Raw genomic sequence first — 17,043 nt, forward strand, 5'->3', positions numbered from 1 at the left:
GCGGAGCCGGGGGGACGGCTTCCGCACACGGGGGGAACGACGATGGCGACACGACGACAGGCTCTGCAGACTCTGATCGGCGGAGGCGTGCTCGGCACGGGGCTGCTCGCGGCCACGGGACCGACGGCCTCGGCCGCTCCCACAGGCGCGTATCGAGTGGACCTACACGCGCACATGATCCCGCCGATGTATCGGGAGGCCGTGCTGCGCGCCGGGCTTCTGGTTCCGGGCGGCCTACCGCTGCCCGCGTGGTCGCCGGAGTCCGCTCTCGCGTTCATGGACGAGTTCGGCATCGCGGCCCAGGTGCTCTCGATCTCCGACCCCGGAGTGCGGTTCGTGCGCGGCCTCGAGGCGGTGCGCCTCGCGCGCTCCTGCAACGACTACGCGGCCGACCAGGTTCGACTGCATCCCACTCGTTTCGGCTCCCTGGTCACCGTGCCACTTCCGGACGTGCCGGCGTCCCTCGCCGAGATCGCGTACGGCCTGGACGTGCTGGGAATGGACGGGGTGGCACTGCTGTCGTCGTACGACGGCATCTACCTCGGTGACCCACGCTTCGAGCCGATCATGGCGTTGCTCGACGCGCGGTCCGCCCTCGTCTTCGTGCACCCCGGCGAGCTCCCCGCGGGTTCGGCTCCCCCAGTGCCGCTTCCGAGCTTCCTCCTCGAGTTCCCGTTCGAGACCACACGTACAGCGGTCGAGATGATCGCGGCCGGCACCCTCGACCGGTATCCGAACATCCGCTTCGTCCTCGCTCACGCGGGTGGTTGCCTGCCGTACCTCGCCACGCGGCTGGGTGCGCCCCGCGCCGTCGCACCGGACCAGATCCCGTCCGTGTCGCTGCTCGGCCTCGAGGGTGCACTGCGACGCTTCCACTACGACACCGCACTGTCCGCCTCGGCGTCGTCGCTGCGATCAGTGCTCGAGGTGACCGACGTCGACCACATCGTCTTCGGAACCGACTGGCCCTTCAGCGGACTCACCTACTCCGCCTCGGACACGGACGACCCGGCCCCCGGCCTGTCCGACGTGTTCGACGGCGACGGCCGGGCACGGGTGGAACGCGCCAATCCCCTCGCGCTGCTCCCTCGGCTGGCGGCGGAGCTGCGGTAGCCGGTCGAGGTCCTGCCACCATGGGGGTATGGCCACGAGCACCACTGCCCCACTCACCGGATATCTCAGCGACAACGCCGCGGGCACCGCGCCGGAGATTCTCGCGGCCATGGCGGAGGCCTCGACCGGGCTCGCAGCCCCGTACGGCAACGATCCGACGTCCGCTCGTCTCACGAGGCTGATGGCAGACGTCTTCGAGCGTCCCGTCGACGTGTTCGTCGTCGGAACCGGTTCGGCGGCCAACGGACTGGCGCTGGCCGCGTGCACACCGCCGTGGGGCAGCATCCTCACCCATCCCGACGGCCACATCACCAACGACGAGGCCGGCGCTCCGGAGTTCTTCACCGACGGCGCCAAGATCGTCCTCGTGGACGGCCCCCGTTCGACGATGGATCCCACCGCACTGCGCGCCGCGGTCGTGCGACGACGCGGCGACGTCCACAGTGTCCAGCCGTCGGTGGTGAGCCTCACGCAGGTCACCGAGACGGGCAGCGTCCACACCCTCGACGAGGTGCGTGAGGTGTCGACCATCGCGCACGATGCCGGACTCCGCGTGCACATGGACGGCGCCCGGTTCGCCAACGCGCTCGTGGCCCTCGAGTGCACGCCGGCCGAGATGACCTGGCGAGCAGGCGTGGACATCCTGTCCTTCGGCGCGACGAAGAACGGCACGATGACCGCCGAGGCCATCGTGTCGTTCGATCCCGCGTTGTCCACCGAACTGGCGTTCCGACACAAGCGCGGTGGCCAGCTGACGTCCAAGATGCGGTTCCAGAGCGCGCAACTGGTCGCGTACCTGGAGAACGACCTCTGGATGCGTCATGCGCGGAACGCCAACGCGATGGCCGCGCGGCTCCGAGACGGGCTCCGACAGATCGGGGGCATCGAGGTCGTGGGCGACGCGTCGGCGAACATGTCCTACTTCCGCTTCCCCGCTGCTCTGACACAGGCACTGCACGACCGCGGATTCACGTTCTACGACGACCGGTGGGAGCCGGGGGTCGTGCGTCTCGTGACGTCGTTCGCGCACACTGCGCGCGACGTGGACGCGTTCGTCGATGCCGTGCGGGCACTCGCCATTATTGACTGATCAGTCTAGAATGGGTGCATGCCGAGACCGCGCGAGTTCGACACGGACACTGTGCTCGCGGCCGCCGTCGACACGTTCGTCCGTCACGGTTACACCGGCGCGTCCGTCGATCAGATCCTCGACGCCGTCGGCATCCGACGGGCGAGCCTCTACAACGCGTTCGGAAGCAAGCGCGGACTGTTCCTCACCGCACTGCGCTCGACGCACTCCACGATGCCTCTGCTTCTCGTCGCTCTCATGGATCTGGCCCCCTCCGATCCCTCGGTGAGGCAGGAGATCCGCGAGAAGTTGGTTGCCGAGAACATCGACGCACGGGCACTGGGCGACGCGATACTCACGCGCGCCTGCATCGAGAGAAAGGGCACAGCATGAACACCGTGACCATCGTCGACGGCCGACTGGTCGTCGAACCACGCGGCCTCGACAAGCTCTGGAGCTTCACGCGCCGACTCGACATTCCGCTGTCCGAGGTGAAGGGCGCCACCGTCGACACCGGTGTACGGCGTGAGCCCAGGGGCATCAGGGCTCCGGGCCTCTCGATACCGGGAAAGTACGCCGGCACCTTCCATCGTGACGGCGAGAAAGTGTTCTGGAACGTCGGGGACCCGGTGCGCAACATTGTGATCGAGCTCGACGGCACCGGACGGTTCGATCGACTCGTCCTGACGGTGGACGATCCGACCCGAACGGAGAACGCGGTCAACGCCGCACTCGCGACCTAGTTGTAGTTCTCACAGGTCCGCCCATGCCTCCGGATTGACGGCGTGGGGCGGCATCGTGCCGGCGGCCATCGCGACGGCGTTCTCCGCGCACAGACGCGCCATCTCGCTCCGCACCGACACCGTCGCGCTCCCGACGTGCGGCAGCAGCACGGTGTTGGCCAGCTCCGACAGGCCGGGTGCCGTGGCCGGTTCGTCCTCGTAGACGTCGAGCCCCGCACCGGCGATCACGCCGTCCCGCAACGCCTCCACCAGAGCGGACTCGTCGACCACCGGCCCGCGCGCGGTGTTCACCAGAATCGCGGAGGTCTTCATCGCGCCGAGAACCCGAGCATCGACGAGGTGGTACGTCGCCTCGGTCAGCGGAACGTGCAGGGACAGGAAGTCGCTCGTCGCCACCAACTCGTCCCACGAGACGTGCTCGACGCGACCGCCGAACTCGTCGAGCTCCGCATCGTCGACGGGCCTGTCGGACGGGGGCCGTGGGCAGAACCGCACCGTCATACCGAATCCGAGAGCGCGCCGCGCCGTCGCGCGAGCGATGCGCCCGAATCCGGCCAGTCCCAGCACCCGTCCGGACACGTCCGTGCCGAGCATCAGGTCCGGTGCCCATCCGGTGAACTCACCGGCGCGCACCGTCCGGTCCGCCTCGAGCGCCCGACGCGCTGTGGCCAGCATCAGCAGGAGAGCGATGTCCGCCGTGGAGTCCGTCAGGACGCCCGGAGTGTTCCCGACGACGATGCCTCGGGCGGTGGCGGCGCCGACGTCGATGTTGTCGACACCCACCGCGTAGTTGGAGATCCCACGCAGGCGCGCACCGGCGAGCAGTGCGCTGTCGAACCGGTCCCGGAGCTGGGCCACCACCACGTCGTAGTCGCCGGAGGCGCATCGCTCCGCCAGCGCGACGTGATCGAGCGCGATCACGTCGACGTCGGCGGCGCGGCGCAGAATCTCCATACCCGGTTCGGGAATCGGCAGGGTGACCAGGATCCGCGTCATGCGTCGTGCTCGCTCTCGGTGCGTCCCAACAGTTCCCGCAGCACTTCGGCGGTGTGCTCGCCGAGGTCCGGTCCGAGCGATCGGATGGGAACGGACGCATCGCCGATGACGGGCACCACACCGACGAAACCCACGTCCACCGGAGTCTCACCACCGACGTCCACGGGGAACGTCTGAATCATGTTGCGCGCTCGGTACTGTGGGTCCCGCACGATGTCGGCGGCCGTGTAGATGGGCCCCGACGGCACACCGGCCCGATCGAGCACCGCCAACGCCTCGTCGCGTGAGTGCAGCATGGTCCAGGCGGAGATGGCCGCGTCCAGTTCGTCCCGACGTCGCCAGCGGCCGGCATTGACGGACAGCTCGGGATCCGCGCCGAGATCCGGCCGACCGATCGTCTCCATGTAGCGCTGGAAGATGGCGTCGCCGTTGCCGGCGATGATGATCGAGTGACCGTCGTTGCACGGGTATGCATTCGAGGGCGCGATGCCTTCCATCCGCCCACCGGTGCGCTCGCGTTCCACTCCGTAGGCGAGGTAGTCGGGTACCAGCGATTCCATCATCGACAGAATCGACTCGTTGAGCGCGACGTCGATCGAGCGTTGCTCGAGCGAGAGCTCGCTCGACGCGGTCTGGCGTCGGAACAGAGCCATGACACAACCGAAGGCGGCGTAGAGGCCGGCGATGGAGTCACCGATCGACACTCCGACGCGAACCGGTGGTCGGTCGGGGTCGCCGACGAGGTTGCGAAATCCCCCGTAGGCCTCGGCGACGGCGGCGAAGCCGGGTCGCTCGGCCATCGGACCGGTCTGCCCGAAAGCGGAGATGCGGGTGATGATGAGATCAGGGTTCCTCTCGCTCAACCGCTCCGGCGAGAGTCCCCATTTCTCGAGAGTGCCGGGCCGAAAGTTCTCGAGCACGACGTCGCACTGCGCGGCGAGATCCAGCACGTCCTGCCGCCCCTGCTCGGTGCGCAGATCGAGCACGATCGACTTCTTGTTGCGGTTGATCGTGCGATACAACATCGACGTGGTACCGGAATAGAGACGCCAGTTCCGGATCTCGTCGCCGGTGCCGGGTCGCTCGACCTTGATCACCTCCGCGCCGAAGTCCGCGAGCATGCGTCCCGCGGTCGGCGCGGCGATGTAGTTGCCGAGCTCCAGCACTCGAACGCCGGTCAGCGGTAGCGACATGGGGTCCTCTCCGTCAGTCCCGGTCGTCCGGGCGCACGTCCTGCTCGGGATACCGGTCCATCAGCATCCTGTGGACCGCCGGGTTCGCACCCTCGAGCACCCGGCCCGCGAGTCGCCCGAGCTCGAGTGCGTCCTCACGACCGAGGCGGTCGACGACCAGTTCTCGCACCTGCGCGACGTGACCGGGAGCCGCGCGACGAACGATCTCCATGCCCTCGTCGGTCAACGTCACCGCGGTCTGCCCACCGGGGCCTCCGCGTGGCCCCCGTTCGACCCACCCCCGCGACTCCATACGCGTGAGTGCGTGGGAGACCCGAGAGAGTGATCCTGCGGCGAAGGCAGCGATCTCACTCGTCGGCGAACTCCGACCAGGCGACTCGGACAGACCGGCCAGAAGCATGTATTCGAAGTGGTTGACCCCCGCGTCGTTCTTCAACTGCGAGTTCAGTACAGCGGGGAGCGCCTCGAGGAGGCCTGCGACCGCGAGCCACGCGCGTACCTCGTCGGGTCGCAGCCACTCGACGTCGTCGTTCACACACTCAGCCTAGGTGTCGCGAACCTTCACTACCCCAACTTGAAGATTCAACTCGACGACACCACAGAGTGTTGACACTTCACTACATCGGCAGAACGGCACCGCGATGCAGATCGGGATCGACAACTTCGTGTCGGCCGTCGCCGAGTACGACACCGGCCACCGCGTCACCGCTCACGAGCGGGTGGCGCATCTCTTGGACGGACCATGCTGCGGGGCATCGAGTTGCTCGGCACCGAGGTCGCGCCGCTGGTGAAGGCACGCGTGAGCGATCGCCTCCGAGCATCACGACCGGAGCGCCTCCGCCAGCATGGGCACCACGGTGTCGAGTGCGTACTGCAGCGAGAGCGCCGAGTTGGTGGAGTAGGACTTCGCCACCGCCGGGTCGTCGAACACGATCGCATGCCCCTGCGCCACGGCCGGGATGCTGCGGAACAGCGGGTTCTGCTCGATGTCCTGCGCAGTCTTGCCGATCGGGAACATGACGACGAGATCCGCGTCGAGCAGACCCAGCTGCTCGTCCGCGATCGGTACGGAGAACCGCACCGGGGTCATCGATGCGATGGTCGGGTTCTGCCGGAACCCGAGGCGCATCAGGAACTGCACCCGCTCGCTGTCCTCTATGTTGGCGCCGTAGCCGGTTCCGCTGAGGGCGCCCACCGTCACGGTCTTCTCTGCGAACTCCGGATGGTCCGCAGCGGCCGTGCGGAAGCCGTCGTCCAGCCCGGCGATCAGCTCGGCGCCCGTCTCGGGCACACCGAGCGCCGCGGCCACCATGGTGACCTGATCCTCGTAGGACGTCGTGTAGTTCTCCGCACCCTCCGGGATGCCGACGGTCGGCGCGATGGCCGCCAGCCGGTCGTGCCGGCCGACGTCGCCCGAGCTCTTGGTGTCGAGGATCAGATCCGGCTCGAGTGCCGCCACGGCTTCGTAGGACGGTTCCAGGGTTCCGATGATCTCGGGTGGTGTGTCGTAGAGACCCTCCGCCCACGGACCGACGCCCTCTCCGCCGAAGTCGAGCCAGTCGCTGGCACCGACCGGCTGGACCCCGAGGGCCAATGCCGTCTCCGCGTCCCCCCACCCCAGCGCCACGACGCGCGTCGGCGCCGACCCGAGGTCGACGGCGCCGAACGCGGTGTCGACCGTCGCTGGATAGACGCCGCCGGCCGCCGTCTGCGCCGCGTCGCGGCCGTCCTCGGTGGCGGCCGACGAGCACGACACGGTGAGGGCCACCGTCGCGACGAGTACAGGGATCAGTCGCCTCACGGGCGCACACACGGTGAGAAACATTGCGTTAGCCTAACCTCACCTGACGCCCACGGGCGCACTGCGATCCAGCTCACAATCTGCATCACCCCAGGTGAGACCCGTTCTCGACTGGTCGCCGAAAAATATCTCGGCAGATCGGTAATGAAATTCGGGATGGGCGCGATTCAGTAGACATGAGCATTGCAACCGACTTCGCCACCGCAGACGTCACGCGCAACCACGGTGCCGACACCGCCCACGACATCGACTCCATGCACGACGAGATCGAGCGTCTCGACGCCCAGATCCTGGCCGCAGTGGCACGACGCACCGAGCTCACTCGCACCGTCGGCATGATGGAGCCCCGCTCGGCCGCATCGTCCGCACGCGAGATGTCGGTGCTCCAGCACTTCGGTGATCTCGGCCGCGAGGGCCGCACCCTCGGCATGCTCCTCCTGCGCATGGGCCGCGGACAGATCGCTCGCTAGTCCCACCCGCGGTAGAACTACCGCATGGTGTGGTTCGTTCTGGCGGCGGCCGTGGTGGCCGAAGTGTCCGCCACCCTGTCACTCAAAGGTTCCGAGACCCGTCCCGCCCTCTACGTCGTAGTCATCTTCGGTTATCTGCTGGCCTTCGTCGGACTCGCGTCCGTACTGCGCCGCGGTATGGCCCTCGGTGCCGCCTACGGTATCTGGGGAGCAGGCGGTGTCGCTCTCACCGCCCTTCTCGCCTCAGCGCTCTTCGGTGAACCGCTGACCATCGTGATGGGTCTCGGAATCGGACTGGTCATCGTCGGTGTACTCCTCGTCGAGACCGGGTCCCACCCCGCAGAGCGGGAACCGTGATGCAGTACCTCTTCCTCCTCGGCGCCATCCTCCTCGAGGTGTCGGCCACGCTGTCGCTCCGCGTGGCGGCCACCGGACGCCCCGCGTTCTACGGGGTCGTCGCTCTCGGCTATCTCCTCGCGTTCGTCGCCCTGCTCGGTGCGCTCCGTTCGGGTCTGGCCCTGGGAGTGGCCTACGGCATCTGGGCCGCGTCCGGAGTCGCCCTCACCGCCGTGGCCTCCCGGTACCTCTTTCGAGAACCCCTGACCCGCCGCATGCTCGGCGGGATCGCATGCATCGTCGTCGGCGTCCTGCTCATCGAACTCGGTGCCGCGGCCGCTCGATGAACCTGCCGAGCAGTCAGTGACCGGTGACGTCGAGTGCGGCCCGGACGATCGAGTCGGTGTCGATCTGATGGTGGCGGTACACCTCGTCGAGTGCGCCGACCTGACCGAACTCGCTCACCCCGAGAGACGTGGACGGCACCCGGTTCACCGTCGCCAGGAACGCGAGCGTGTGGGGATGACCGTCGAGGACCGTCACCATCGGCGTCGCCCGCTCTGCCGGCAGCAGATGATCGAGAATCCACGACTCCGCCTCGAGATGCCCCTGCCGTGCCTGCACCGCCCGATACAGCTCCCCCGGACTCGTGACGCACAGGACGTCGGCAGCGAGCCCGATCTGTTCGAGCCGCTCCGCCGCGGCGAGGGCCTCGGTGACCATCGCGCCCATCGCCGCGATGGTCACCACGGCACCGTCCCGCCGCACCAGCGGGTATCCCCCGGCGACCACCTGCCGCCGTCGGCGCTCCCGCGCCGCCGGATCCGCCGGAACGTTCGCCAGCGACTGATCGACCGGCCTGGTCGACAGGCGCAGATACGCCGACGTGCCGCCCGGGCGCCCCAACCGTCCGATCGCCGCCAGCAGCGTCCACTCGACGTCGATCGCGAACGCCGGTTCCCAGCTCACGCACCCGGGTTGCTCCAGACCGATCGACGGGGTCTTGATCGACTGGTGCGCACCACCTTCCGCCGCCAGGGTCACTCCCGAGGGGGTGCCGACGAGGATGGACTGTCCGCCTGCGTAGATGCCGTACGACCACGGCTCGAGCGCGCGCTCGACGAACGGGTCGTACATGACTCCGATCGGGAACAGCGGCTCTCCCCACCGGCTCCACGTCGCACCGAGCTCGCCCATCAGTCCGACGAGGTTGGTCTCGGCGATGCCCAGTTCCATGTGTTGCCCCGTGGGGCTCTCGCGCCAGTGCATGATCGTCTCGGCGTCGTCACCGAACCAGTCGTGGCGTTCCGAGGAGGACCAGACGCCGACCTTGTTCACCCAGCCGCCGAGGTTGGTGGTGGAGCTGACGTCGGGACTGACGGTGACGACCCGCCGCGCGGCGTCCGGAGCCGCTCTGGTGAGGTCGAGCAGGACGCGACCGAGCGCGGCCTGTGTCGTCGCCGTTCCCTTGGGCGTGCGCCCGATGTCGGTGGGCACCGAGGGAGGCTCGGCCGTGTGTATCGGTTCCCGGCGCAGCCGGTCCGCGGTGTCCGCGCACACCCGCCCTGCCGGACTGTCGTCCGAGAATCGTGCCCAGGGCGCGTCGGGGTCGGTGCCCAGCGCGCCCGCGAGTTCGGCGTACTCCTCGACCGTCAGCAACGACGAGTGATTCTGCGGATGACCCTGCGTCGGCAACCCGAAGCCCTTGACGGTGTACGCGATGATCACGGTGGGACGGGTGTCGTCGATACGGGCGAACGCGGCGCGTAGTGCGGCGAGGTCGTGTCCGCCCAGGTTGCGGACGGCCTCCGTCAGAGCGGCATCGTCCAGATCGGCGACGAGGGCACGAATCCGTTCGGCACCGGGCCCGGCGCCGGGCAGTCGGGTGCGCAGTTCGTCCGCCGTGCAGCGCAGGAGGCGTTGGTACTCCGGGTTGGGCATGTCGACGATGCGTTCGCGCAGGGCCTCGCCGCCGGGACGGGCGAACAATGCGTCGAGAAGGGTGCCGAACGAGACCGTGACGACCTGCCAGCCGGCGGCGTCGAACATCTTCTCCAGCCGCCGCGCAGCGAAGTTCGGCACCACTCGATCCAGCGATTGGCGGTTCAGGTCGACGATCCACACGATCTCGCCGAGGTCGGCGATTCCCGGGTCGATCACCGCTTCCCACACCGCGCCCTCGTCCAGTTCGGCGTCGCCGACGAGCGAGTACTGCCGCCCCCGGAATCCGGTCGCAGTCCGGGCGTCGTCGTGCGCGTCACCGAAGGCGGCGTCGACGTAGCGGCGCGACATCGCGCCCCAGATCGGTGCGGTCGCTCCGATTCCCACGGACCCGGTGGAGTAGTCGACGGTGTCGGGGTCCTTGGCGCGCGAGGGGTAGGACTGCAGCCCGCCGTAGGACCGCAGCGTCGTCAGGTACTTCTCGTCCAACTCACCGAGGAGGTAGTTGATCGCGTGCAGCACCGGAGACGCGTGCGGCTTGACCGACACCCGGTCCCCGGGCTGCAACTGTTCGAACCACAGGGAGGTCATGATCGACACCATCGACGCGCACGAGGCTTGATGGCCTCCGACTTTGAGTCCGCTGGGGTTGGTCCGAATTCGATTGGCGTGGTGGATCATCGAGGTCGACAGCCACAACACACGCTGTGCGATCTCCTCCAGGGTCTCCACCGTCTGTGGCGCTCGATCGTCGACATGCTCGTTGCTGGTCATGGCGCTGCCCCCTCAGGACGTCATCTCCGGCTCGATGCTTCGCGGAGATCCCCAGGTGACCACGGTCTTGCCGACTGCGCAAGATCCGGCTCCGCGACCGAGCATTCTGCGCACAGCACCGCATGTCGTCGTGGGTCTTCCGAGCGTGTCGACCACTCGGGTGACCGCCGACACCCGGTGAGTGGGCGCCCGTGTTCGAGGACACCGGCCGGATGTGGTGTGCGGAGCCGACGGACGGGTACACGATGAACGGCGAGCCACACCCTCAGCTGCGGTCCACGAACCGGTTACACGAACGCAGCGAAGGACGCCCCATGGCATCGAACTCGGCCCGCGAGCCCCATCCACCAGACGAACGCGTCACGGGCGCCCTGCGGTCCGGACGCACTGCGGAGACATGGCTGGCCGCGTGCGTGCAGTGGTGCCGGGCGGACGGAGCCGCCGTGGTGGCGGAATCGGCGGCCGATGCCGACGTCCGGCTCGTCACGTACGCGACGGACGACCTGGCGGAGCGGCTGGCCGACCTCCAGTACCTGCTCGGCTGCGGACCGCACACCGAGTCGATGGCGGGAGCGGGACACAGCCGACTCGATGTCGAGGACCCTGACCACGGCGTCCGCTGGACCACTCTCGTCGACGAATTGGCGACCCTCGGAGTCGTCGAGGTCGCGACGTTCCCCATCGGTACACCCGCCACCCCCCTGGGAACGCTCCAGATGTACTGGCGTGGTCGACGCCGCAGCAGCACGCACTCCGACGCCGCCATCGCAGCGCTCGTGGAACGTCGCCCGGAGTTGCTGGCGCCGCGAGTTCCCCTGTGCGACGACCTGGACGGAGACACTGTCCTCACGGCCGTCGACGGCGGGCCCGACCACGGCTTCGACCTGTCGACCGTGCACCTGGCGATCGGCGTGGTGGTCGCTCGGCACCACCTCGGCGTCCAGGCCGCGTCGGCACTGCTGCGAGCACAGGCCTACAGCGCTGGGACCACGGTCACCGAGCAGGCTCGACAGGTGCTGGACGACCAACGAGGCTGACGACCGTCGTCGCCGACACCCACTAGGCTCCCCTTCATGCTGTCGAGCGACGTCCCCACCGCAGTCGGACTCACCACAGCGGAAGCGGAGACCCTCGCATCGCAGGGTCGGTCCAACGACGTGCCGGCCCGCTCCTCGAGGTCGGTCGCAGACATCCTGCGCGGCAACATCTTCACGCGCATCAACGCGATTCTGGCGGTACTTCTCGTCATCGTTCTGTCGACCGGATCGATCATCGACGCGATGTTCGGTCTGCTCATCGTCGCCAACAGCGGGATCGGCATCATCCAGGAACTGCGCGCGAAGCGCACCCTCGACGCGCTCGCCATCGTGGGCCAGAGTCGGCCCCTCGTGCGACGAGACGGCCGTGCACGGGACCTCGCTCCCCACGAGGTGGTGCTCGGCGACGTCGTGGAACTCGGTCCGGGCGATCAGATCATCGTCGACGGCGACGTGATCGAGGCGGACTCGCTCGACGTCGACGAATCACTGCTGACGGGTGAGTCCGACTCGATGACCAAGACCCCGAGCGACTCCGTGTTCTCCGGGTCGTTCGTCGTCGCCGGCCGCGGAGCCTACCGCGTCACCAAGGTGGGGAGGGAAGCGTACGCGGCCCAGTTGGCCGAGGAGGCAGGCAAGTTCACGCTCATCGACTCCGAACTCCGGTCCGGTATCGACCGCATCCTCCGCCACATCACCCGGGTGATGGTCCCGGCCGGCATTGTCATCGTCGTCAACCAGCTCGTCGTCACGGGCCAGCCGCTCGGCCCCGCGCTCAACGGCATGGTGGCGGCGCTGGTCCCGATGGTGCCGGAAGGACTGGTCCTGCTCACCTCACTGGCCTTCGCCGTCGGCGTGGTCCGCCTCGGACGTCGACAGTGCCTCGTGCAGGAGCTTCCGGCGGTCGAGGGGCTGGCCCGTATCGACGTGGTGTGCGCCGACAAGACCGGAACGCTGACCGAGAACGCGATGGTCATGTCGGACCTCCTCGTGCTGTCGGCCGAGTCCGACGAGGACGTCCGGCGCGACCTGTCCGCCGTCGTCGCCGACGACGATCGACCGAACGCCAGCATGATCGCCGTCGCCGACGCGCTTCCGACCGCGCCTGCCCGGACGGCGTCCGCGCGGGCTCCGTTCTCGTCGGAGAAGAAGTGGAGCGGAGTCTCCTTCCCCGACGCGGGCAACTACCTGATCGGTGCTCCGGACGTGCTGCTGGATCCGGCATCGGAGGCCTCCGCACGCGCCACCGAGCTGGGCGCGGCCGGAAAGAGGGTGCTGCTCTTCGCCACCAGCGACCTCCCGATGGATCACGCCGACGCGCCGGGTGTCGTGACGCCCCGAGCCCTCGTCGTGCTCGAGCAGAAGATCCGGGCGGACGCCGGCGACACACTGAACTACTTCGCGGATCAGTCCGTCCAGGTCAAGATCATCTCCGGCGACAACGCGGTGTCCGTGGGCGCGGTGGCCGGGTCGCTCGATGCTCTGCCGTCGGGCGATGCGGTCGACGCTCGCAGTCTCCCGTCGAACACGGACGATCTCGCGGACACCATGGAGCGTCACGCCGTGTTCGGACGGGTACGCCCGGAACAGAAGCGGGACATGGTCACCGCCTTGCAGAGCCGTGGTCACACGGTGGCCATGACGGGTGACGGCGTCAACGACGTTCTCGCACTGAAGAAGGCCGACATCGGTGTCGCCATGGGCGCGGGAAGTCCCGCGGCGCGGTCCGTGGCGCAGATCGTGTTGCTGGACAACGCCTTCTCGACGCTGCCCCACGTGGTGGCCGAGGGTCGACGAGTCATTGGCAACATCGAACGGGTCTCCACGCTGTTCCTCACCAAGACGGTCTACTCGGTGGTGCTCGCGGTCCTCGTCGGGCTGTCCGGCCTGCTGTCCCTGGTCGTGAACGTCGACCCGCTGCCCTACCCGTTTCTTCCCCGCCACGTCACCATCGCGGCGTGGTTCACCATCGGCATTCCCGCGTTCCTGCTGTCGCTGGCGCCGAACAACGAACGGGCCCGCTCCGGCTTCGTCCCTCGGGTACTGCGCAAGGCGGTGCCTGCAGGACTGGTGGTGGGAATCGCCACGTTCGCGACCTATCTCGCCACCTACGACGGACCCGATGCCTCGCGGGTGGACCGGATCCAGTCCAGCACCTCGGCGCTCATCACTCTCATCGTCGTCGCGATGTGGGTCCTCGGGACGGTGGCCCGGCCCATGCAGTGGTGGAAGGTGACGCTGCTGACCGTGTCCGTGGCGGCCTACGCGGTCATCTTCACCGTGCCGCCGCTCGCCCGCTTCTTCGAGCTCGATGCGGGCAACGTGTCCTACACCGTGCTCGCCTTCGTTTCCGCGGCAGTGGGTATCGCGGTTCTGGAGGCGGTACGCCCCGCCATGGGGCGCCGCGCGCACCGCACGGCGTAGCGCGCACAGCACCGCGCGCTGCGCATGATTGGCGACGATGGTAATCGGGCATTTCACAGGTGTGCATTTCACGCCGGCCCGGGTCGAGCGCATCGTCGCAGTGGTGCCCGCCCACAACGAGGACGCGTCGCTGTCTGCGTGCCTCGATGCCCTGCGCACCGCTCGCACGCTGTCGCCGGTCCCCGTCCGACTGGTGGTGGTGCTGGACGCCTGCAGTGACCGCACCGCGGAGGTGGTGGGTGGGGGCGTCCGGTGCGTCACGACGGACGTCGCGAACGTGGGAGCTGCACGGGCCCTGGGGTTCCGGTCCGAGACGTCGAGCGCCGGATCGTCCACCTGGTACGTCAACACCGACGCCGATTCGCTGGTCGACCCCGGCCACTTCCGATCGATCGTGGCGTGCGCTGCGCAGGCACACGTCGTCCCCGGACCGGTGCGCGTCGACGAGGGCCTGCGTGATCCCGTCGTGCTCCGGCGATTCCGGCGCGACTACGCGGACCGTGAACGACGCGGTCTCCTGCAGGTCCACGGAGCCAACCTCGCGGTGCGCGCCGACGCCTACCGTGCGGTCGGCGGATTCCGTGCGCTCGCCGTCCACGAGGACGTCGATCTGGTCGAGCGACTCGGACGCCGGGGGTACCGCATACGCCGCACCGGCGCTCCGTGCGTGACCACGTCGGCCCGCACCAGTACGCGCACCACAGGTGGTTTCGCCACGTTCCTCGACGAGATGGCGACTCCCGTCACCGCCTGATCAGTGTGCGCCGGTACCCCGCGTGAAGACGTCGACGAGAACGTCGTCGTCGCGGTACTCCGCCCGGAGGAGCAGGTGCGGTGACGCGCGGAACGCGGTGTGCACCTCGGCCGCAGTGCTCGGGTACTCCGGAACGTCGTGGCGCCAGTGCGCGACGCACACGGTTCCGCCGGGCTCTGCCGCATCGACCGCCTTCGACACCAGAGCGTCGAGCTCCGTCGGGTGGACGTAGTAACACATCTCGCTCAGCACGACGAGATCGAACTGCTCGTCCGGCCACCCGTCGTGCAGCGACTCTCGGCGGAACTCCACGTTCGGAATCCCACGCTCCCGCGCGCGACGCAACGGTGCCTCCGCGATGTCCGTGGAGAGCAGGCGATCGGCTCGGCCCGCGATGAGTTCGGACAGAACTCCGACGGAACACCCCGGCTCGAAGGCCGACCGGTACCGCTCGTTCGGAAGCATCGCCATCGTGAGGGCGTACTTGCGTCGCTCGTACCACCGGCTCTCGAACCCCCACGGGTCCGGATCGGCCTCGTACATGCGCTCGAAATAACTCGCCGGGACACCTCCGGCCTGCCCGCCCGATTCCGACCGGCCTCCGGCCTGCCCGCCCGATTCCGACCGGCCTCCGGCCTGCCCGCCCGATTCCGACCGGCCTCCGGCCTGCCCGCTCACACGAACACCGTCTCGTGAGAACGCAGGAGCCGCTCCAGAACCCACGGCGGGAGGATCTCGTCCTCGTTCCCGTCCCGAGTCGTCTGGCTGACGAATCTGCTCACCGCTACCTCCTTGCGCGCGATCGCGTCCGCGTCGAGAGTGATCGTGCGGGCCGACTCCCAGTCCACGGCCTCGTCCCCCGGTTCTGCCCAGTGCCACATCCACACCGGGTACTCGACGAGCGTGCACCCGTTCCGGCTCGCCGCCGCGGCCGACGCGCGCCCGACCGCTTCGTGATCGGGGTGGCCGTCGCCGCGCAGCGTCGTCGCGCACCACACCGTCGTACCGCGCCCCACGGTGTCGAGCACGTCGACGAGAGCGACGACGAGGGCGCGCTCGTGCTCGGCCACCTGTCCGTCGGGCAAGCTCAGCCGACGGATGTCGACGATACCGAGATCCACGAGCGCCGAGGCACTCTCGGCTCTGCGCACCGCTTCCAGGTCGGCGCGCGACCGCGCGGGCGTGGGGGTGTGAGACGCGCCCCCGTCGGTGACGGCGACCACCGTCACCGGAACACCGGACGCGGCCAGCATCGATGCCCAGCCGCCCAGACCGAGGACCTCGTCATCGGGGTGCGGAGCGACGAGGACCAGATGCGCCAGCCCGTCGTGGACAAGGTCGGGGTACGTCGGACCGTTCTCGCGCCACACGGACTCCGGCGTTCCACGCTGTGCCACCGGGCGTTCCGCGAACCTGTCCACACTCACGATGCGGAACCCGACGCCGCGACCGCCCGGCCCAGGTTCTCCAGATCGACCTCGGCGTGGCTCTGGCGAAGATACGTCGTCAGGTCTGCCACCCGGCGGGAGTGCTCCGCGTCCAGACCGAGGGGTGCCGCACCCAGCGCGCGGCCGACCCGGTCGAGAACTTCGGTGCAGGCCCGCTCCACGATGGCGCGAACCCGCATGGCGCGGACTCTCGCCTCGTCCAGAGCCAGTGGGTCTCGGTCCACCTCGTCGGCAGCGACGTCGAAGGTGTTGACACAGGCCGTCAGTGCCGCGTCCACTGCTCCGAGGTGCGCGAGCGCATGCGGTCCGGCCCGGTCCGCAGCGGCCCGGCGGTAGAGCGGGTCGGCGACGGCGAGTGCCACCCCGAACCAGCAGGCGGCCACCCCGATCGCCCCGTGCCAGAATCCGGCACGCGCGGTGTAGTCACCCGGTTGCCCCACCGCGACCGCGGGCGTTCCCGCGAGAGACACTGCGCCGGAATCGCTCTCGCGCATACCCGTCGCGTGCCACGTGTTCGGTTCAGGGATCACGGTGCCGCTGTCCAGCGCCACGGCGAACAAGGCGGAGTCCTCCCCCGCCCGTGCCGTCACCAGCGCGTGCGAGCAACTGTGGGCGCCCGAGCACCACATCTTCCGGCCGGTCAGCGACCAGGAACCGTGCTCGTCGGAGACCGCGTTGACGGGCGGCGGCGTCTCTGCGGCCCACACTCCCCACATCTGCTCGGACGAGGTCGCGGGACCACCCAGCTCCGCGCAGATGGCGACGGCGTCGAAGTGGGCTTCGAGCAACCGGCCGACCACCGCGTCGTCGCGGCACCACGCGGCCAGCAGATCCCAGCGTCGCCTGGTCGCACCGGACCCCGGTAGCGGGATCTCACCAGCGGACGCGATGCGGGACCGTACGGCCGCGGCGACACCGGGGTCGAGATCGTCCGTACTCACGTG

The 17,043-nt window shown here is 68.7% G+C and carries 18 protein-coding genes; 10 read left to right on the forward strand and 8 right to left on the reverse strand.

Going from position 1 to position 17,043, the window contains the following annotated elements; all coding sequences use genetic code 11:
* Positions 1 to 42 precede the first annotated feature (42 nt).
* The 4 genes from QE397_RS15200 to QE397_RS15215 are packed head-to-tail and all read left to right on the forward strand — an operon-like array spanning position 43 to position 2,925.
* Positions 43 to 1,113: an amidohydrolase family protein gene (locus QE397_RS15200; RefSeq protein ID WP_037184028.1), complete on the forward strand. Its 1,071-nt coding sequence runs from the start codon at positions 43 to 45 to the stop codon at positions 1,111 to 1,113.
* Between the two features lie 28 nt (positions 1,114 to 1,141).
* Positions 1,142 to 2,203: a low specificity L-threonine aldolase gene (locus tag QE397_RS15205; protein WP_307095667.1), complete on the forward strand. Its 1,062-nt coding sequence runs from the start codon at positions 1,142 to 1,144 to the stop codon at positions 2,201 to 2,203.
* Positions 2,204 to 2,221: 18 nt separating this feature from the next.
* Complete coding sequence (locus QE397_RS15210; RefSeq protein WP_051612997.1) at positions 2,222 to 2,575, forward strand: TetR/AcrR family transcriptional regulator; 354 nt, start codon at positions 2,222 to 2,224, stop codon at positions 2,573 to 2,575.
* Positions 2,572 to 2,925, forward strand: coding sequence for a hypothetical protein (locus QE397_RS15215; protein WP_056446591.1), 354 nt, complete (start codon positions 2,572 to 2,574; stop codon positions 2,923 to 2,925). The genes QE397_RS15210 and QE397_RS15215 overlap by 4 nt, the downstream gene beginning before the upstream one ends.
* A gap of 9 nt (positions 2,926 to 2,934) precedes the next feature.
* Here the strand turns inward: QE397_RS15215 and QE397_RS15220 are convergent, their stop codons facing one another.
* The 4 genes from QE397_RS15220 to QE397_RS15235 all read right to left on the reverse strand — a co-directional run bounded on the left by QE397_RS15220 (position 2,935) and on the right by QE397_RS15235 (position 6,939).
* Positions 2,935 to 3,921 carry a D-glycerate dehydrogenase gene (locus QE397_RS15220; protein ID WP_056446588.1) on the reverse strand — a complete coding sequence of 329 codons (987 nt, stop codon included), beginning with the start codon at positions 3,919 to 3,921 and terminating at the stop codon, positions 2,935 to 2,937.
* Positions 3,918 to 5,114 (reverse strand): CaiB/BaiF CoA-transferase family protein, encoded by a 1,197-nt coding sequence (locus tag QE397_RS15225; protein WP_307095671.1) that lies wholly within the window; start codon positions 5,112 to 5,114, stop codon positions 3,918 to 3,920. The genes QE397_RS15220 and QE397_RS15225 overlap by 4 nt, the downstream gene beginning before the upstream one ends.
* 13 nt (positions 5,115 to 5,127) lie before the next feature.
* A complete protein-coding gene (locus tag QE397_RS15230) occupies positions 5,128 to 5,649 on the reverse strand; it encodes a MarR family winged helix-turn-helix transcriptional regulator (RefSeq protein WP_056446583.1) in 522 nt (173 codons plus the stop codon).
* A 285-nt stretch (positions 5,650 to 5,934) separates the two neighbouring features.
* Positions 5,935 to 6,939 carry an iron-siderophore ABC transporter substrate-binding protein gene (locus QE397_RS15235; RefSeq protein WP_307095674.1) on the reverse strand — a complete coding sequence of 335 codons (1,005 nt, stop codon included), beginning with the start codon at positions 6,937 to 6,939 and terminating at the stop codon, positions 5,935 to 5,937.
* A 152-nt stretch (positions 6,940 to 7,091) separates the two neighbouring features.
* Here QE397_RS15235 and QE397_RS15240 point away from each other — a divergent pair, with 152 nt between their 5' ends.
* From QE397_RS15240 to QE397_RS15250, 3 genes are read left to right on the forward strand one after another with little or no spacing between them, the layout of a single operon-like run.
* Positions 7,092 to 7,385: a chorismate mutase gene (locus QE397_RS15240; protein ID WP_037184031.1), complete on the forward strand. Its 294-nt coding sequence runs from the start codon at positions 7,092 to 7,094 to the stop codon at positions 7,383 to 7,385.
* Positions 7,386 to 7,409: 24 nt separating this feature from the next.
* Positions 7,410 to 7,742, forward strand: a complete 333-nt coding sequence (locus QE397_RS15245; protein ID WP_307095678.1) for a multidrug efflux SMR transporter — start codon at positions 7,410 to 7,412, stop codon at positions 7,740 to 7,742.
* Positions 7,742 to 8,068, forward strand: a complete 327-nt coding sequence (locus tag QE397_RS15250) for a multidrug efflux SMR transporter (protein ID WP_222639653.1) — start codon at positions 7,742 to 7,744, stop codon at positions 8,066 to 8,068. The genes QE397_RS15245 and QE397_RS15250 overlap by 1 nt, the downstream gene beginning before the upstream one ends.
* Before the next feature lie 13 nt (positions 8,069 to 8,081).
* Here the strand turns inward: QE397_RS15250 and QE397_RS15255 are convergent, their stop codons facing one another.
* Complete coding sequence (locus tag QE397_RS15255; RefSeq protein WP_307095680.1) at positions 8,082 to 10,436, reverse strand: pyruvate dehydrogenase; 2,355 nt, start codon at positions 10,434 to 10,436, stop codon at positions 8,082 to 8,084.
* Positions 10,437 to 10,750: 314 nt separating this feature from the next.
* Between QE397_RS15255 and QE397_RS15260 the strand changes: the two genes are divergently transcribed.
* The 3 genes from QE397_RS15260 (at position 10,751) to QE397_RS15270 (ending at position 14,651) form a co-directional block, all read left to right on the forward strand.
* The gene (locus QE397_RS15260; protein WP_307095682.1) at positions 10,751 to 11,473 is read left to right on the forward strand and encodes an ANTAR domain-containing protein; all 723 of its coding nucleotides are present in this window, start codon (positions 10,751 to 10,753) and stop codon (positions 11,471 to 11,473) included.
* 36 nt (positions 11,474 to 11,509) lie between these two features.
* Positions 11,510 to 13,897: an HAD-IC family P-type ATPase gene (locus QE397_RS15265; protein ID WP_307095684.1), complete on the forward strand. Its 2,388-nt coding sequence runs from the start codon at positions 11,510 to 11,512 to the stop codon at positions 13,895 to 13,897.
* Positions 13,898 to 13,958: 61 nt separating this feature from the next.
* Positions 13,959 to 14,651, forward strand: coding sequence for a glycosyltransferase family 2 protein (locus QE397_RS15270; RefSeq protein ID WP_222627990.1), 693 nt, complete (start codon positions 13,959 to 13,961; stop codon positions 14,649 to 14,651).
* Here the strand turns inward: QE397_RS15270 and QE397_RS15275 are convergent, their stop codons facing one another.
* The 3 genes from QE397_RS15275 to QE397_RS15285 form a co-directional block, all read right to left on the reverse strand.
* A complete protein-coding gene (locus QE397_RS15275; RefSeq protein WP_222640420.1) occupies positions 14,652 to 15,194 on the reverse strand; it encodes a trans-aconitate 2-methyltransferase in 543 nt (180 codons plus the stop codon).
* 131 nt (positions 15,195 to 15,325) lie between these two features.
* Positions 15,326 to 16,078, reverse strand: coding sequence for a PIG-L deacetylase family protein (locus tag QE397_RS15280; protein WP_307095686.1), 753 nt, complete (start codon positions 16,076 to 16,078; stop codon positions 15,326 to 15,328).
* On the reverse strand, positions 16,075 to 17,040 hold the full coding sequence (locus QE397_RS15285) for an acyl-CoA dehydrogenase (protein ID WP_373425242.1): 966 nt from the start codon (positions 17,038 to 17,040) through the stop codon (positions 16,075 to 16,077). The genes QE397_RS15280 and QE397_RS15285 overlap by 4 nt, the downstream gene beginning before the upstream one ends.
* Positions 17,041 to 17,043 lie beyond the last annotated feature (3 nt).

The sequence above is a fragment of the Rhodococcus sp. SORGH_AS_0301 genome, assembly GCF_030818285.1.
GTDB lineage: Bacteria > Actinomycetota > Actinomycetes > Mycobacteriales > Mycobacteriaceae > Rhodococcoides.

Bases quoted from the DNA above. Each gene is read 5' to 3' on its own strand.
- QE397_RS15200 (WP_037184028.1), top strand. From the start codon at position 43: ATGGCGACACGACGACAGGCTCTGCAGACTCTGATCGGCGGAGGCGTG.
- QE397_RS15205 (WP_307095667.1), top strand. From the start codon at position 1,142: ATGGCCACGAGCACCACTGCCCCACTCACCGGATATCTCAGCGACAAC.
- QE397_RS15210 (WP_051612997.1), top strand. From the start codon at position 2,222: ATGCCGAGACCGCGCGAGTTCGACACGGACACTGTGCTCGCGGCCGCC.
- QE397_RS15215 (WP_056446591.1), top strand. From the start codon at position 2,572: ATGAACACCGTGACCATCGTCGACGGCCGACTGGTCGTCGAACCACGC.
- QE397_RS15220 (WP_056446588.1), bottom strand. From the start codon at position 3,921: ATGACGCGGATCCTGGTCACCCTGCCGATTCCCGAACCGGGTATGGAG.
- QE397_RS15225 (WP_307095671.1), bottom strand. From the start codon at position 5,114: ATGTCGCTACCGCTGACCGGCGTTCGAGTGCTGGAGCTCGGCAACTAC.
- QE397_RS15235 (WP_307095674.1), bottom strand. From the start codon at position 6,939: ATGTTTCTCACCGTGTGTGCGCCCGTGAGGCGACTGATCCCTGTACTC.
- QE397_RS15240 (WP_037184031.1), top strand. From the start codon at position 7,092: ATGAGCATTGCAACCGACTTCGCCACCGCAGACGTCACGCGCAACCAC.
- QE397_RS15245 (WP_307095678.1), top strand. From the start codon at position 7,410: ATGGTGTGGTTCGTTCTGGCGGCGGCCGTGGTGGCCGAAGTGTCCGCC.
- QE397_RS15250 (WP_222639653.1), top strand. From the start codon at position 7,742: ATGCAGTACCTCTTCCTCCTCGGCGCCATCCTCCTCGAGGTGTCGGCC.
- QE397_RS15255 (WP_307095680.1), bottom strand. From the start codon at position 10,436: ATGACCAGCAACGAGCATGTCGACGATCGAGCGCCACAGACGGTGGAG.
- QE397_RS15260 (WP_307095682.1), top strand. From the start codon at position 10,751: ATGGCATCGAACTCGGCCCGCGAGCCCCATCCACCAGACGAACGCGTC.
- QE397_RS15265 (WP_307095684.1), top strand. From the start codon at position 11,510: ATGCTGTCGAGCGACGTCCCCACCGCAGTCGGACTCACCACAGCGGAA.
- QE397_RS15275 (WP_222640420.1), bottom strand. From the start codon at position 15,194: ATGTACGAGGCCGATCCGGACCCGTGGGGGTTCGAGAGCCGGTGGTAC.